12 protein-coding genes are annotated in these 14,829 nt (G+C 60.6%); 1 reads left to right on the forward strand and 11 read right to left on the reverse strand.

Annotated features, from left to right (window positions below; all coding sequences use genetic code 11):
- Positions 1-3 precede the first annotated feature (3 nt).
- From QME24_RS17865 to QME24_RS17885, 5 genes are all read right to left on the reverse strand, one after another.
- The gene (locus tag QME24_RS17865) at positions 4-660 is read right to left on the reverse strand and encodes a formate dehydrogenase subunit gamma (protein ID WP_009685688.1); all 657 of its coding nucleotides are present in this window, start codon (positions 658-660) and stop codon (positions 4-6) included.
- Positions 657-1,607 (reverse strand): formate dehydrogenase subunit beta, encoded by a 951-nt coding sequence (gene fdxH / locus QME24_RS17870; RefSeq protein WP_280091656.1) that lies wholly within the window; start codon positions 1,605-1,607, stop codon positions 657-659. The genes QME24_RS17865 and fdxH overlap by 4 nt, the downstream gene beginning before the upstream one ends.
- On the reverse strand, positions 1,607-4,675 hold the full coding sequence (gene fdnG, locus QME24_RS17875; protein WP_146226816.1) for a formate dehydrogenase-N subunit alpha: 3,069 nt from the start codon (positions 4,673-4,675) through the stop codon (positions 1,607-1,609). The genes fdxH and fdnG overlap by 1 nt, the downstream gene beginning before the upstream one ends.
- Positions 4,676-5,057: 382 nt before the next feature.
- On the reverse strand, positions 5,058-5,606 hold the full coding sequence (locus tag QME24_RS17880; protein WP_009681967.1) for a single-stranded DNA-binding protein: 549 nt from the start codon (positions 5,604-5,606) through the stop codon (positions 5,058-5,060).
- A 9-nt stretch (positions 5,607-5,615) separates the two neighbouring features.
- Positions 5,616-7,010: an MFS transporter gene (locus tag QME24_RS17885; protein WP_009681966.1), complete on the reverse strand. Its 1,395-nt coding sequence runs from the start codon at positions 7,008-7,010 to the stop codon at positions 5,616-5,618.
- A gap of 129 nt (positions 7,011-7,139) precedes the next feature.
- Between QME24_RS17885 and uvrA the strand changes: the two genes are divergently transcribed.
- Positions 7,140-9,974, forward strand: coding sequence for an excinuclease ABC subunit UvrA (gene uvrA, locus QME24_RS17890; protein WP_280091654.1), 2,835 nt, complete (start codon positions 7,140-7,142; stop codon positions 9,972-9,974).
- A 135-nt stretch (positions 9,975-10,109) separates the two neighbouring features.
- On the opposite strand, the gene bfr is transcribed toward uvrA, so the two are convergent.
- From bfr to rpsK, 6 genes are all read right to left on the reverse strand, one after another.
- A complete protein-coding gene (gene bfr / locus QME24_RS17895; RefSeq protein ID WP_009681979.1) occupies positions 10,110-10,574 on the reverse strand; it encodes a bacterioferritin in 465 nt (154 codons plus the stop codon).
- Between the two features lie 162 nt (positions 10,575-10,736).
- A complete protein-coding gene (locus QME24_RS17900) occupies positions 10,737-12,176 on the reverse strand; it encodes a catalase (protein ID WP_192441559.1) in 1,440 nt (479 codons plus the stop codon).
- A gap of 172 nt (positions 12,177-12,348) precedes the next feature.
- Positions 12,349-12,735, reverse strand: a complete 387-nt coding sequence (rplQ, locus tag QME24_RS17905) for a 50S ribosomal protein L17 (protein WP_003255451.1) — start codon at positions 12,733-12,735, stop codon at positions 12,349-12,351.
- Between the two features lie 42 nt (positions 12,736-12,777).
- On the reverse strand, positions 12,778-13,779 hold the full coding sequence (gene rpoA / locus QME24_RS17910) for a DNA-directed RNA polymerase subunit alpha (RefSeq protein ID WP_003255452.1): 1,002 nt from the start codon (positions 13,777-13,779) through the stop codon (positions 12,778-12,780).
- A 22-nt stretch (positions 13,780-13,801) separates the two neighbouring features.
- The gene (gene rpsD, locus QME24_RS17915; RefSeq protein ID WP_009681977.1) at positions 13,802-14,422 is read right to left on the reverse strand and encodes a 30S ribosomal protein S4; all 621 of its coding nucleotides are present in this window, start codon (positions 14,420-14,422) and stop codon (positions 13,802-13,804) included.
- A gap of 15 nt (positions 14,423-14,437) precedes the next feature.
- Positions 14,438-14,827: a 30S ribosomal protein S11 gene (gene rpsK / locus QME24_RS17920; RefSeq protein ID WP_003255454.1), complete on the reverse strand. Its 390-nt coding sequence runs from the start codon at positions 14,825-14,827 to the stop codon at positions 14,438-14,440.
- Between the last annotated feature and the right edge of the window lie 2 nt (positions 14,828-14,829).

Below are 14,829 nucleotides of genomic sequence, written 5' to 3' on the forward strand. Positions count from 1 at the left end.
CGCTCATCCTTCTTTTCGTCCGTGATGACTCGGCGGCTTGTCGCCAGTCACCTCGCGGTACCACAGTTCATGGTGCTTGCGTGCCCAGGCGCGGCTTACCCAGCCGTGCAGCATGGCGCCAATCGAGCCTTTGATCCAGATACCGGCGTAGATGTGCACGATAATGCTGAGGATCAGCACGAAGGCCGCCAGTGCATGCAGCAACGCCGACAGGCGAATTACCTCGATGCCGAACCAGTGGCTGAAATACGCTCGCCAGATCACCACACCACTGACCAGCAAGACCAGCATGCACACCAGCAGGGTCCAGAACAGCAGCTTCTGCCCGGCGTTGTACTTGCCGATTGGCGGTACGCCCTCCTCCTGGTTACGCATTACCCGGTCAACCCGCCGCAGCCAGAGGCGATCATTCGCGGTGATGAAGTTGGCCCGCCAGAAGCGCACCACCAGGCCAACGAAAAACACGAACATCGCCACCCCCAGAAACGGGTGCAGGATGCGCGTCCACGGCCCACCGCCAAACAGGTTGCTGAGCCAGAACAGTGCCGGGTGAAACAGCGCCAACCCCGACAGCCCGGCGAGAAAGAACAGGATCGCCACCAGCCAGTGGTTGCTGCGCTCGTTGGCGTTGTAGCGCAAGATGGGTTTGTTGTCGTTCATGGCCGCTGCTCCCCTTGCCCACCGGGCTTGCTCGGATCATAGACATGCACTGCAGGGTCCACTGTCTGCACGCTCGGGTCGGCTGCGGCCGGGTGTTCGTCCTCCTCCACCCGCTGTGGGCCGACCCGCACATAGTGGAAGAACCCGGCCAGCACCGCTGCGCCCATCGCCAACAACGCCAGGGGCTTGGTAAAGCCCTTCCACAACCCTACCAGCGGGCTGATCACTGGCTGGTCCGGCAGGCCGGCATACAGCTTGGGGGTATCGGCATGGTGCAACACGTACATCACGTGGGTACCGCCGACGCCATCCGGGTCATACAACCCGGCGTTGTCGTAGCCACGCGATTTCAGGTCGACGATGCGTTCGGCGGCATGCACCTTCATCTCGTCCTTGGTGCCGAACACAATTGCCCCGGTCGGGCAGGTTTTCACACAGGCCGGCTCCAGGCCCACGGTCACGCGGTCGGAGCACAGGGTGCACTTGTACGCCTTGTGGTCTTTCTGCGAGATGCGCGGAATGTTGAACGGGCAGCCGGTGATGCAATAGCCACAGCCAATACAGTGGTCCTGGTTGAAGTCGACGATACCGTTGGCATGCTTGATGATCGCCCCTGGGCTTGGGCACGCCTTGAGGCAGCCTGGCTCGGCACAATGCATGCAGCCGTCCTTGCGGATCAGCCATTCCAGGTTGCCGTCGTCGCGCTCGTGCTCGGTAAAGCGCATCAGCGTCCAGGTCTCGGCAGTGAGGTCCAGGGGGTTGTCGTAGGTGCCGTGGTTGTGGCCGACCTCGTCACGCAGTTCGTTCCACTCCGAACACGCCACCTGGCAAGCCTTGCAGCCGATGCACTTGGTGGTGTCGATCAGCTTGGCGACTTCCTGCTGCTGGCGTACCGAGGGCGGCACGGTGGTGGTGGCCGAGCGGGCGATGATGTCTTGGCTGGCCATCAGAGTTTCTCCACTTTGACGAGGAACGACTTGGACTCTGGCGTCTGCGTGTTGCCGTCACCCAGGAATGGCACCAGGGTGTTGGTCAGGTAGCCATGCCGGGTTGCGCCGGTGAAGCCCCAGTGCAGCGGAATGCCGATCTGGTGCACGGTCTGGTTGTTGACCTGCAGCGGGCGAATCCGCTTGGTCACGACCGCCACCGCGTCGATGTGGCCACGCTTGCTCGACACCCGCACCCGGTCGCCAGCCTTGATGCCTTTTTCATTGGCCAGCACCTCGCCGATCTCGACGAACTGCTCGGGCTGGGCGATGGCGTTGAGCCGGCAATGCTTGCTCCAGAAGTGGAAGTGCTCGGTCAGCCGGTAGGTGGTCGCCGCGTACGGGAATTCATCGTGCTTGCCGAGGGTGTCCCATACCGAGTCGAAGATGCGCCCGGCCGGGTTGCTGATCGCCTTCTTGTTCTGCGGGTGCAGCGGGTTGATGCCAATCGGTGTTTCGAACGGCTCGTAGTGCTCGGGGAACGGGCCTTCGGCCATCTTGTCGATGGCGAAGAACCGCGCCACGCCCTCGGGGTTCATGATGAACGGGTTCATCCCCGCCTCGGGTGGCGAGTCGACCTTGAAGTCGGGCACGTCGGTCCCGGTCCAGGTCTTGCCGTTCCACCACACCAGGCGTTTCTTTTCCGGATCCCAAGGCTGGCCTTGCGGGTCGCTGGAGGCACGGTTGTAGAGGATGCGGCGGTTGGCCGGCCAAGCCCAGGCCCAGTTCTGCACCTGGTGCATGCCGTACGGGTCGCTGTTGTCGCGGCGAGCCATCTGGTTGCCCTGCTCGGTCCAGCAGCCGGCAAAGATCCAACACCCCGATGCCGTGCTGCCATCGTCCTTGAGTTGACCGAAGCCCGACAATTGCTGGCCAGCCTTGAGGGCTGCACCGGCAGCATCGGTAAGGTCGGTGACCGCCCAGCCGTTCATTTCCTTGGCCAGTTCCTCGGGGGATGGCTCATCAGCAATCTTGTACGGCCAGCTGATGTTCATGATCGCATCAGGGTAGGTACCGCCCTCGGTCTGGTAACGCTGACGCAGGCGCAGGAACAGCTCGCTCATGATCTGCACGTCGGTGCGGGTTTCGCCCGGCCCGTCGGCACCTTTCCAGTGCCACTGCAGCCAGCGGCTGCTGTTGACCAGCGAGCCATCTTCCTCAGCGAAGCAGGTGGTGGGCAGGCGGATCACTTCGGTCTGGATGTTGGCCGTGTCCACGTCGTTGAACGGCCCCATGTTGCGCCAGAACTCCGAGGTTTCGGTGGCGAGCGGGTCCATGACCACCAGCCACTTGAGCTTGGCCAAAGCCGCGGTGACGCGGTTCTTGTCCGGCAGCGCGGCGATGGGGTTGAAGCCTTGGCACATGTAGCCGTTGACCTTGCCCTGGCCCATCATCTCGAACATGCGCAGCACATCGTAAGCCGGCACATCGAGCTTGGGCAGCCAGTCATAGCCCCAGTTGTTTTCAGCCGTGGCGTTGGCACCGTACCAGGCCTTCATCAGGCTGACATGGAACTTGCCGTAGTTCTGCCAGTAAGACAGCTGCCCCGGGCGCAGCGGTTTGGAGGCGCGCTTGTCGATATAGGCGGCGTAATCCTGTTCGGCATCGCCGGCCAGCGTCAGGTAGCCCGGCAGCGAATTGGACAGCAGGCCAAGGTCGGTGAGGCCCTGGATGTTGGAGTGGCCGCGCAACGCGTTGACCCCACCACCGGGCATGCCCACGTTACCGAGCAGCAACTGCACCATGGCGGCACTGCGGATGATTTGCGCACCGATCGAGTGTTGCGTCCAACCCAGGGCGTAGAGAATCGTCATGGTCTTGCCCGGGACCGAGCAGCTGGCGATCTCTTCCCAGACTTTCATCATGGCGTCCTGCGGCATGCCACAGGTCATGCTCGCCAACGCCGGGGTATAGCGGCTGTAGTGCTGCTTCATCAGCTGGAACACGCAGCGCGGGTGCTGCAGTGTCGGGTCGACCTTGGCGTAGCCATCCTCACCCAGCTCATAACCCCAGCCGGACTTGTCGGCATACACGCGCTTGGCCTCGTCGTAGCCGCTGAACAGCCCGTCTTCGAAGCCATAGTTCTCTTTGACGATGAACGACACGTCGGTGTAATTGCGCACGTATTCGTGCTGGATCTTGTCGTTGCTCAGCAGGTAGTTGATCAGCCCACCCATGAAGGCGATGTCGGTACCGGTACGGATTGGCGCGTAGTAGTCGGCCACCGAAGCCGTTCGGGTAAATCGCGGGTCGACCACGATAAGCCGCGCCTTGTTGTGCGCTTTGGCCTCGGTCACCCATTTGAAGCCGCACGGATGCGCTTCTGCTGCGTTGCCACCCATCACCAGGACCAGATTCGCGTTGGCGATATCTGACCAGTGGTTGGTCATGGCGCCACGGCCGTACGTCGGGGCAAGACTTGCCACCGTCGGGCCATGTCAGACACGTGCTTGGTTATCGAACCCCAGCATGCCTGTTGCGCGGATGACCTTGTGGGTCAGGTAGCCCGCCTCGCTGGAGGCGGCGGAGGCAGCGAGAAAACCGGTGGTGAGCCAGCGGTTGACGGTTTGCCCCTGGGCGTTCTTCTCGATGAAGTTGGCGTCACGGTCCTGCTTCATCAGGTCGGCAACGCGGTCCAGAGCCTCGTCCCAGCTGACCCGTACCCATTCCTGGCTGCCTGGCTTGCGCACCTCTGGGTACTGCAGGCGGCTCGGGCTGTGGATAAAGTCCAGCAGGCCGGCACCTTTCGGACAGAGGGTGCCACGGTTGACCGGGTGGTCAGCGTCACCTTCGATATGAATGATGTTCTGTTTGACGTTCTTGCCCGCATCGCCCTGGCTGTACAGGATCAGGCCGCAGCCGACCGAACAGTACGGGCAGGTATTTCGGGTCTCTTTGGTGTGCGCCAGCTTGAAGTGGCGCACCTGCTCGGCAAAGGCTGGCGTGGGGGCCATGCCCAACGCCGCCAGGCTCGAGCCTCCAAGGCCGATAGCGGCGACCTTGAAGAATTGCCGACGGTTCAGGTCCATCGTGCACTCCTGATCAGGTTTGGACGCACGAAACATTGCCGGCGCCTCTTGGTAGTCACGGTGGCGGGCCAAATTCTGCTCGCCAATGGATAAGACTAGTCAAGAATCGAGAAGGTGCGATGACATGTGTCAGGTAGAGAGCACTATGCCGGGTTACTGGGTTCATCACTTTCGGAAATGGACTACATAACTCCGCTCAGTCGTCATCAGCATCATCAGCGGCGCAACGCCGGAGCTGGATGCGCAGTTCACCCGGGTGGCGCTTGAAGAACTGGGTGGTGAAAGCACCCTCTGAGGTGACTGCGCTGGCCTGCCGCATTCATAAAAAAACCCAGGGCCAAGGCCCTGGGTTTCTGGTTTCGCTAGCCGCCTGATGTTCTGATCAGAACGGAATATCGTCATCGAAGCTATCGAAGTCTGCAGCCGGCTGAGGCGCTGGCTGCTGTGGCGCCGGGCGCTGAGGGGCCTGTTGCGGGCGCTGGGCCTGCTGGCGCGGCGGGGCCTGGTTGTACTGCTGTTGACCACCACCCTGGTTGTAGTTGCCGCCACCCTGGTTGTACGGATCACCGCCTTGCTGCTGGCCCTGCGGGCGCCCGCCGAGCAGCTGCATGGTGCCGTTGATGTCGACGATGATCTCGGTGGTGTAACGCTTGATGCCGTCTTTTTCCCACTCGCGGGTCTGCAGCTTGCCTTCGATGTAGCACTGCGAACCTTTACGCAGGTACTCGCCGGCAATTTCGGCAACCTTGCCGAACAGCGACACACGGTGCCACTCGGTACGCTCGACCTTCTGGCCCGACTGCTTGTCAGTCCACTGCTCGCTGGTAGCCAGGCTCAGGTTGGTCACGGCGTTACCGTTGGGCAGGTAGCGGACTTCGGGATCCTGGCCACAAGTGCCGACCAGAATGACTTTGTTAACCCCACGGGCCATAACGTTCTCCTAGGCTTCGCACGCCGAAGAGGCTGGATTCACCAGTCGCTCGAGGGTCGCACGGTCCAAAATTTTCGTATCCAGTTTGATATAGATGGCCGCTTCTTCAGCAACCACCACAGCGTCGGTCACACCCGGCACGGCCATCAGTCGCTCGGTCAGGCCGGCTTCCCGGGCTGCCTCTGGCGTCAGCGGCATGCGCAAGCTGGTCACATACGGCGGCTCGTTCATGGACAACGCGACGATCAGCCAGATTGCACACAACACCGCGCAGCCCAGGAATACCGTGTCCAACCCACCGTGCTGGAACAGCCAGCCACCCAGAATTCCACCCAGTGCCGCACCAAGGAACTGGCTGGTGGAATAAACCCCCATTGCCGTGCCCTTGCCACCGGCAGGCGACACCTTGCTCACCAGCGAAGGCAGCGAGGCCTCCAGCAGGTTGAATGCGGTAAAGAATACCACGGTGCCAATCACCAGTCCGCGCAAACCGTCAGCCCACTCCCAGAAGTATATCTCTGTCAGCAGCAGGACACTGACTGCACCGGCCAACACACGCTTCATCTTGCGCTTTTTTTCGCCGTAGATGATGAACGGCACCATTGCAAAAAATGAGATGAACAGTGCGGTCAGGTAGACCCACCAGTGCTGCTCTTTTGGCAGCCCGCCACGCTCGACGAAGGCCAGGGGCAGCGCGACGAAGCTGGCCATGAGGACGGCATGCAGCACGAAGATGCTCACGTCCAGGCGCAAAAGGTCCGGATGACGCAGGGTCGGGCCGAGTGCTTTGCGCGCCACACCCGACTCGCGGTGCTGCAGAAGGCTGTGGGTACTGGGCACGACGAAGGCGATCAGCAGGATGCCGACCAGGGCAAGCCCGGCAGTGGCAAGGAACAATCCTGACAAACCAAAAGCACTTGTCAGCAGTGGCCCGACGACCATGGCCACGGCAAACGACAGGCCGATGCTCATGCCGATCATGGCCATGGCCTTGGTCCGGTGTTGTTCACGGGTCAGGTCCGAGAGCAGCGCCATGACGGCAGCCGAAATTGCCCCGGCACCTTGCAGGATGCGCCCCGCGATCACCCCCCAGATAGAGTCGGCCTGGGCCGCCAGGACACTGCCCAGGGCAAAGATCACCAACCCCAGGTAGATGATCGGACGCCGCCCGATGCGGTCGGAAATCATCCCGAACGGAATCTGCAATACCGCCTGGGTCAGGCCATAGGCCCCGATGGCCAGGCCAATCAGCGCAGGTGTGGCACCGGCCAGGTCCATGCCGTAGGTGGCCAGTACCGGCAAGACCATGAACATGCCCAGCATACGAAAGGCAAAGACCAGGGCCAGGCCACCAGCAGCGCGGGTTTCGCTGCTGCTCATGCGCTCGTTGTGGGTGTCATGCATGGCGTAACCTCGTGTGAACCGGCGGCGATTCTATCAGTCCGACAGCTTGACGGCATCTACGCGACGCTTTGCCGCGTACTGGCAGGGGGCCGTATAATTCTTTGTTTATGCCCGCCAAGCGAGGCCGCAGTGGACAAGATCCTGATTCGTGGGGCACGTACCCACAACCTGAAGAACATCGACCTGACCTTGCCCCGGGACAAGCTGATCGTGATCACCGGCCTGTCCGGTTCCGGCAAGTCTTCGCTGGCGTTCGATACCCTGTACGCCGAAGGCCAGCGCCGCTACGTGGAATCGTTGTCGGCCTACGCCCGGCAATTCCTGTCGATGATGGAAAAGCCCGACGTCGACACCATCGAAGGTCTGTCCCCGGCAATCTCCATCGAACAGAAATCGACGTCGCATAACCCGCGCTCGACGGTCGGCACCATCACCGAGATCTACGACTACCTGCGCCTGCTGTACGCCCGCGTCGGTACCCCACGCTGCCCGGACCACGACATTCCGCTGGAGGCGCAAACCGTCAGCCAGATGGTCGACCTGGTGCTGGAGCGCCCCGAAGGCAGCAAGCTGATGCTTCTGGCGCCGGTGGTGCGCGAGCGCAAGGGCGAGCACCTGGCAGTGTTCGATGAAATGCGCGCGCAGGGTTTCGTGCGCGCCCGGGTCAACGGCAAGCTCTATGAGCTTGATGAGTTGCCCAAGCTGGACAAGCAGAAGAAGCACAGCATCGATGTGGTAGTAGACCGCTTCAAGGTGCGCGCCGACCTGCAGCAGCGCCTGGCCGAATCGTTCGAAACTGCGCTGAAACTGGCCGACGGGATTGCCCTGGTGGCACCGATGGACGACGAGCAAGGCGAAGAGACGATCTTCTCCGCCCGTTTCGCCTGCCCGGTGTGCGGCCACGCGATCAGCGAGCTGGAGCCCAAGCTGTTTTCCTTCAACAACCCGGCGGGTGCCTGCCCGACTTGCGACGGCCTGGGTGTGAAGCAGTTCTTCGACACCAAGCGCCTGGTCAATGCCGAGCTTACCTTGGCCGAGGGCGCCATCCGCGGCTGGGACCGTCGCAACGTGTACTACTTCCAGATGCTCGGCTCACTGGCGGCACACTACGGCTTCAGCCTGGAAGAGCCGTTTGGCGAGCTGTCTGCCGAACACCAGAAGGTGATCCTGCAAGGCAGCGGCAAGCACAGTGTCGACTTCAAGTACCTCAACGACCGCGGCGATATCGTCAAGCGCTCGCACCCGTTCGAAGGCATTGTGCCGAACCTGGAGCGCCGCTACCGCGAGACCGAATCGGCCACCGTGCGTGAAGAACTGGCCAAGTTCCTCGGCACCCAGCCCTGCCCGGACTGCCGCGGCACCCGCCTGCGTCGCGAAGCGCGCCACGTGTGGGTTGGCGAGAAAACCCTGCCGGCGGTCACCAACCTGCCCATCGGCGATGCCAGCAGCTATTTTGCCGAACTGACCCTAACCGGCCGCCGCGGCGAAATTGCCTCGAAAATCCTCAAGGAAATCTGCGAACGTCTGCAGTTCCTGGTCAACGTCGGCCTCGACTACCTCACCCTGGACCGCAGTGCCGACACCTTGTCGGGGGGCGAGGCCCAGCGTATCCGCCTGGCCAGCCAGATCGGCGCAGGCCTGGTGGGGGTGATGTACATTCTCGACGAACCGTCGATCGGCCTTCATCAACGCGACAACGACCGCCTGCTGGCGACGCTCAATCACCTGCGCGACCTGGGTAACACGGTCATTGTGGTGGAGCATGATGAAGACGCCATCCGCCTGGCGGACTACGTAGTGGACATCGGCCCAGGTGCGGGCGTACATGGCGGGCAGATCGTTGCCGAGGGTTCGCCGCAGGAGGTCATGGACCATCCTGACTCGCTGACGGGCAAATACCTGTCGGGGCGCAAGAAGATCGTCGTGCCCGCCAAGCGCACGCCGCGCAACAAGAAGCTGCAACTCAAGCTGAAGGGGGCACGCGGCAACAACCTGCAGAATGTTGACCTCGAGGTGCCGATTGGCTTGTTGACGTGCGTGACCGGGGTATCTGGCTCGGGCAAGTCGACGCTGATCAACAACACCCTGTACCCGCTGGCAGCGTCCGCCCTGAATGGCGCGAGCAGCATCGAGGCGGCGCCCCACAGCAGCATGGACGGCCTGCAGCACCTGGACAAGGTCGTGGATATCGACCAGAGCCCGATTGGCCGTACCCCGCGTTCGAACCCGGCTACCTACACCGGCATTTTTACTCCGATCCGTGAGCTGTTCTCCGGCGTGCCCGAGTCGCGCTCCCGCGGTTATGGCCCTGGGCGCTTCTCGTTCAACGTCAAGGGCGGCCGCTGCGAGGCCTGCCAGGGCGATGGCTTGATCAAGGTGGAAATGCACTTCCTGCCGGACATCTACGTACCCTGCGACGTGTGCAAGAGCAAGCGCTACAACCGCGAGACCCTGGAGATCAAGTACAAGGGCAAGAACATCCACGAGGTGCTGGAGATGACCATCGAGGATGCCCGCGAGTTCTTCGATGCGGTGCCGGCGTTGGCGCGCAAGCTGCAAACACTGATGGACGTGGGTTTGTCCTACATCAAGCTGGGGCAGTCGGCGACCACCCTTTCCGGTGGTGAGGCGCAACGGGTCAAGCTATCCCGCGAGCTGTCCAAGCGTGACACCGGCAAGACCCTGTATATCCTCGACGAGCCGACCACTGGCCTGCACTTTGCCGATATTCAGCAGTTGCTGGACGTGCTGCACCGCCTGCGCGACCACGGCAACACCGTGGTGGTGATCGAGCACAACCTGGATGTGATCAAGACGGCCGACTGGCTGGTGGACCTGGGGCCAGAGGGTGGCTCCAAGGGTGGGCAGATCATTGCCTGCGGTACGCCGGAAGAACTGAGCGAGATGAAACAGTCGCATACCGGGCATTACTTGAAACCGCTGCTGGAGCGGGATCGGGCCTAAGGCATTTGGGGGCGCTTTGCGCCCCATCGCGACACAAGGCCGCCCCTACAGGCGATCGCATGAACCTTTGGGTTGCGCTCTCGCCTGTAGGGGCGGCCTTGTGTCGCGATGGGCTGCAAAGCAGCCCCCCGGCTACTACATCTGCGATTGCAGGTAGTTCTCCAGGCCAATGGCCTTGATCAGCCCCTGCTGCTTTTCCAGCCAGTAGGTATGATCTTCTTCAGTGTCGGCCAACTGCGCACGCAGAATGTCGCGGCTGACATAGTCCTTGTGCAATTCGCACAACTCGATGCCTTTGCACAACGCAGCGCGCACTTTGTATTCAAGCTTGAGGTCGGCTTCGATCATTTCCGGCACGGTGCTGCCGACTTCCAGGTCGTCTGCACGCATGTCAGGCGTACCTTCCAGCATGAGGATACGACGCATCAGCGCATCAGCGTGTTGCGCCTCTTCTTCCATCTCGTGGTTGATGCGCTCGTAGAGTTTGGACAGGCCCCAGTCTTCGTACATGCGCGAATGAATGAAGTACTGGTCGCGTGCCGCCAGTTCGCCCTTCAGCAGCGTGACGAGGTAGTTGATTACGTCCGGATGGCCTTGCATCGCCCTGTTTCTCCATGTGGAAGCTTCTATGCCGCATAGTGTGAACCAGCTTTTGCCGAAGGTCACTGGAAAAGGCGCAATCCGGGCAAAAAATCGGCTAAACAGTAGTGATATTCATTGAAAAACCGCCCAAATGAGGGCGGTTCTTCTTATCACTTCGAGTTAAGCGAGATTCACGCCCAACGCCTTGGCGATACCTTCGCCATAGGCCGGGTCAGCCATGAAGAAATACTGCAACTGGCGCTGGATGACATCGTCACTGACCCCTGCCATCGCCCCGGCGATGTTGCTGATCAGCAGCGCCTTCTGCTCGTTGCTCATCAAGCGGAACAGCGCGCCGGCGTGGCTGTAGTAGTCGTTGTCCTCACGGTGATCATGGCGGTCCGCTGCACCGGTGAGCGCCAGTGCAGGTTCAGCGTGACGCGGTGACTGCTTGGGAGCGTCGGCGTAGCTGTTAGGCTCGTAATTCGGCGCCGCACCATAACTGCCGGTCGCCATGGAGCCGTCGCGCTGGTAGCTGTTCACAGCGCAGCGCGGTGCATTCACCGGCAGTTGCTGGTGGTTGGTACCGACACGGTAGCGGTGGGCGTCAGCGTAGGCGAATACGCGGCCCTGCAGCATGCGGTCGGGTGACAGACCAACGCCAGGCACCATGTTGCTAGGCCCAAACGCTGCTTGCTCGACTTCAGCGAAATAGTTGAGCGGGTTCCGGTTAAGCTCCAGCACCCCCACCTCGATCAGCGGGTAGTCCTTCTGCGACCAGGTTTTGGTGACGTCGAACGGGTTTTCCTTACGGCTCGCCGCCTCCGCTTCGCTCATGACCTGCATGCACACGGTCCAACGCGGGTAGTCACCACGCTCGATGGCTGCAAACAAGTCGCGCTGCGCATAGTCCGGATCGGTACCGGCCAGGCGTGCCGCTTCTGCGGGGGCGAGGTTCTTGATGCCTTGCTGGGTCTTGAAGTGCCACTTCACCCAGGTGCGCTCGCCTTTCTGGTTGATCAGGCTGTAGGTGTGGCTGCCAAAGCCGTGCATATGGCGATAGCCATCAGGGATGCCTCTATCCGAGAACAGAATGGTGACCTGATGCAGCGCTTCAGGCGAATGCGACCAGAAGTCCCACATCATCTGGGCATTCTTGAGGTTGGTCTGTGGGTGGCGCTTCTGGGTGTGGATAAAGTCCGGAAACTTCAACGGGTCGCGAATGAAGAACACGGGGGTGTTGTTGCCCACAATGTCCCAGTTGCCTTCTTCGGTATAAAACTTTACAGCGAAGCCACGCGGGTCACGCTCGGTATCGGCTGAACCACGCTCGCCACCGACGGTGGAAAAACGCAGGAAGGTTTCGGTTTGCTTGCCGATTGCGCCGAAAAGCTTGGCGCTGGTGTAGGCCGTTATATCGCGGGTGACGGTGAAGGTGCCGTACGCACCCGAACCCTTGGCGTGTACGCGGCGCTCCGGAATGTTCTCGCGATTGAAATGGGCGAGCTTCTCGATGAGGTGGAAGTCGTCGAGCAACAATGGGCCACGTGGGCCGGCGGAGCGGGAGTTCTGGTTGTCGGCTACTGGTGCACCGCTGGCGGTGGTAAGAGTCTTGCTCATGGGCTCTCCTTATCGGTCTTGGAACGCCGGCTGATCGGCTATGGGGAGAGTATCGATGAGCCGGACTACGAGAACAAATTCATTAGATGACTTGTATCAATAGAAATAAACAATAGTTGCAGCCACAAAAAACCGGGCACTAGGCCCGGTTCTTTGTAGCAGACAGAACGTCTTACTCAGCAGCTTCTACAGCACCGCCGACAGGACGATCAACCAGCTCGACGTACGCCATAGGCGCGTTGTCGCCAGCGCGGAAACCGCACTTCAGGATGCGCAGGTAGCCGCCCTGACGGGTGGCGTAGCGCTTGCCCAGGTCGTTGAACAGTTTGCCAACAGCGGACTTCGAACGGGTACGGTCGAAGGCCAGACGACGGTTAGCAACGCTGTCTTCCTTGGCCAGGGTGATCAGCGGCTCGGCAACGCGGCGCAGTTCCTTGGCTTTCGGCAGGGTGGTTTTGATCAGCTCGTGCTCGATCAACGACACTGCCATGTTCTGGAACATAGCCTTGCGGTGAGAGCTGGTACGGCTCAGGTGACGTCCACTTTTACGATGACGCATGATTCATTCCTTACCAAACACTACGTTCGGTGATTACGACGATCAGGCGGTCGCCTTGTCGTCTTTCTTAAGACTTGCAGGCGGCCAGTTGTCGAGGCGCATGCCGAGAGACAGACCACGAGAGGCCAGGACGTCCTTGATTTCAGTCAGGGACTTCTTGCCGAGGTTAGGAGTTTTCAACAGCTCTACTTCGGTACGCTGAATCAGGTCGCCGATGTAGTAGATGTTCTCCGCCTTCAGGCAGTTGGCCGAACGTACAGTCAGTTCCAGGTCGTCAACCGGACGCAGCAGGATCGGATCGATCTCGTCTTCCTGCTCGACTACGACAGGCTCGCTGTCACCTTTGAGGTCGACGAACGCGGCCAGCTGCTGTTGCAGGATGGTCGCAGCGCGGCGGATAGCCTCTTCAGGGTCCAGGGTGCCGTTGGTTTCCAGATCAATGACCAGTTTGTCCAGGTTGGTACGCTGTTCAACACGGGCGTTCTCGACCACATAGGCGATACGACGCACCGGGCTGAACGAAGCGTCCAACTGCAGACGGCCAATGCTACGGCTTTCGTCTTCGTCGGTTTGACGGGAGTCGGCCGGCTCGTAACCACGACCACGAGCTACAGTGAGCTTCATGTTCAGGGCGCCGTTCGACGCCAGGTTCGCGATTACGTGATCGGGGTTGACGATCTCGACATCGTGATCCAGCTGAATATCGGCAGCGGTAACCACCCCCGAACCCTTTTTCGACAAGGTCAGCGTAACTTCGTCACGACCGTGCAGTTTGATAGCCAGGCCTTTCAGGTTCAACAGGATTTCAATGACGTCTTCCTGAACACCTTCGATCGCGGAGTACTCATGGAGTACGCCATCGATCTCGGCCTCGACTACTGCACAGCCAGGCATGGAGGACAACAGGATGCGGCGCAGCGCGTTGCCCAGGGTATGGCCGAAACCACGCTCGAGAGGCTCGAGCGTAATCTTGGCGCGGGTCGGACTGACTACCTGCACATCAATATGGCGGGGAGTCAGGAACTCATTTACCGAAATCTGCATGGATGCACCTATTTTCTAGCCCTTACTTGGAGTAGAGCTCGACAATCAGGTTCTCGTTGATGTCGGCAGACAGGTCGCTGCGAGCAGGAACGTTCTTGAAAACGCCCGACTTTTTGGCAGCATCCACGTCAACCCACTCAACGCGGCCACGCTGGGCGCAGAGTTCAAGGGCTTGAACAATGCGCAGCTGGCTCAGCGACTTCTCGCGAACCGCGACCACGTCACCCGGACGAACTTGGTAGGATGGAATGTTTACAGTCTTACCGTTGACGCTGATCGCTTTGTGCGAAACCAGCTGACGGGACTCGGAACGAGTCGAGCCGAAGCCCATACGGTAAACGACGTTATCCAGACGGCACTCGAGCAGTTGCAGCAGGTTCTCACCGGTTGCGCCTTTTTTCGAGGCAGCAGCTTGGTAGTAACCGCGGAACTGACGCTCCAGAACACCGTAGATACGACGAACTTTTTGTTTCTCACGCAGCTGGGTGCCGTAGTCGGACTGACGGCCACGGCGCTGGCCGTGGATACCTGGGGCTGCTTCGATGTTGCACTTCGATTCCAGAGCGCGAACGCCGCTCTTCAGGAACAGGTCAGTGCCTTCACGACGAGACAGTTTGCATTTTGGACCAATGTAACGTGCCATTCTTCTGTCTCCTGATTACACGCGACGCTTCTTCGGCGGACGGCACCCGTTGTGCGGGATAGGCGTCACGTCGGTGATGCTGGCGATCTTGTAGCCGCAGCTGTTCAATGCACGAACGGCGGACTCACGACCTGGACCTGGACCCTTGACGTTTACGTCGAGGTTTTTCAGACCGTATTCCAGCGCAGCTTGACCAGCACGCTCAGCAGCAATCTGAGCTGCGAACGGGGTGGATTTGCGCGAACCACGGAAACCCGAACCACCGGAGGTCGCCCAGGACAAAGCATTGCCCTGACGGTCGGTGATGGTCACGATGGTGTTGTTGAAAGATGCATGGATGTGGGCGATGCCATCAACCACTGTCTTTTTAACTTTTTTACGAGGACGAGCAGCAGGTTTTGCCATGT

This window comes from Pseudomonas sp. PARCl1, assembly GCF_947311875.1.
GTDB classification, from domain to species: Bacteria; Pseudomonadota; Gammaproteobacteria; order Pseudomonadales; family Pseudomonadaceae; genus Aquipseudomonas; species Aquipseudomonas juntendi.

Coding starts and splice junctions, on each gene's coding strand:
- QME24_RS17865 (WP_009685688.1), bottom strand. CDS start 660: ATGAACGACAACAAACCCATCTTGCGCTACAACGCCAACGAGCGCAGC.
- fdxH (WP_280091656.1), bottom strand. CDS start 1,607: ATGGCCAGCCAAGACATCATCGCCCGCTCGGCCACCACCACCGTGCCG.
- QME24_RS17880 (WP_009681967.1), bottom strand. CDS start 5,606: ATGGCCCGTGGGGTTAACAAAGTCATTCTGGTCGGCACTTGTGGCCAG.
- QME24_RS17885 (WP_009681966.1), bottom strand. CDS start 7,010: ATGCATGACACCCACAACGAGCGCATGAGCAGCAGCGAAACCCGCGCT.
- bfr (WP_009681979.1), bottom strand. CDS start 10,574: ATGCAAGGCCATCCGGACGTAATCAACTACCTCGTCACGCTGCTGAAG.
- QME24_RS17900 (WP_192441559.1), bottom strand. CDS start 12,176: ATGAGCAAGACTCTTACCACCGCCAGCGGTGCACCAGTAGCCGACAAC.
- rplQ (WP_003255451.1), bottom strand. CDS start 12,735: ATGCGTCATCGTAAAAGTGGACGTCACCTGAGCCGTACCAGCTCTCAC.
- rpoA (WP_003255452.1), bottom strand. CDS start 13,779: ATGCAGATTTCGGTAAATGAGTTCCTGACTCCCCGCCATATTGATGTG.
- rpsD (WP_009681977.1), bottom strand. CDS start 14,422: ATGGCACGTTACATTGGTCCAAAATGCAAACTGTCTCGTCGTGAAGGC.
- rpsK (WP_003255454.1), bottom strand. CDS start 14,827: ATGGCAAAACCTGCTGCTCGTCCTCGTAAAAAAGTTAAAAAGACAGTG.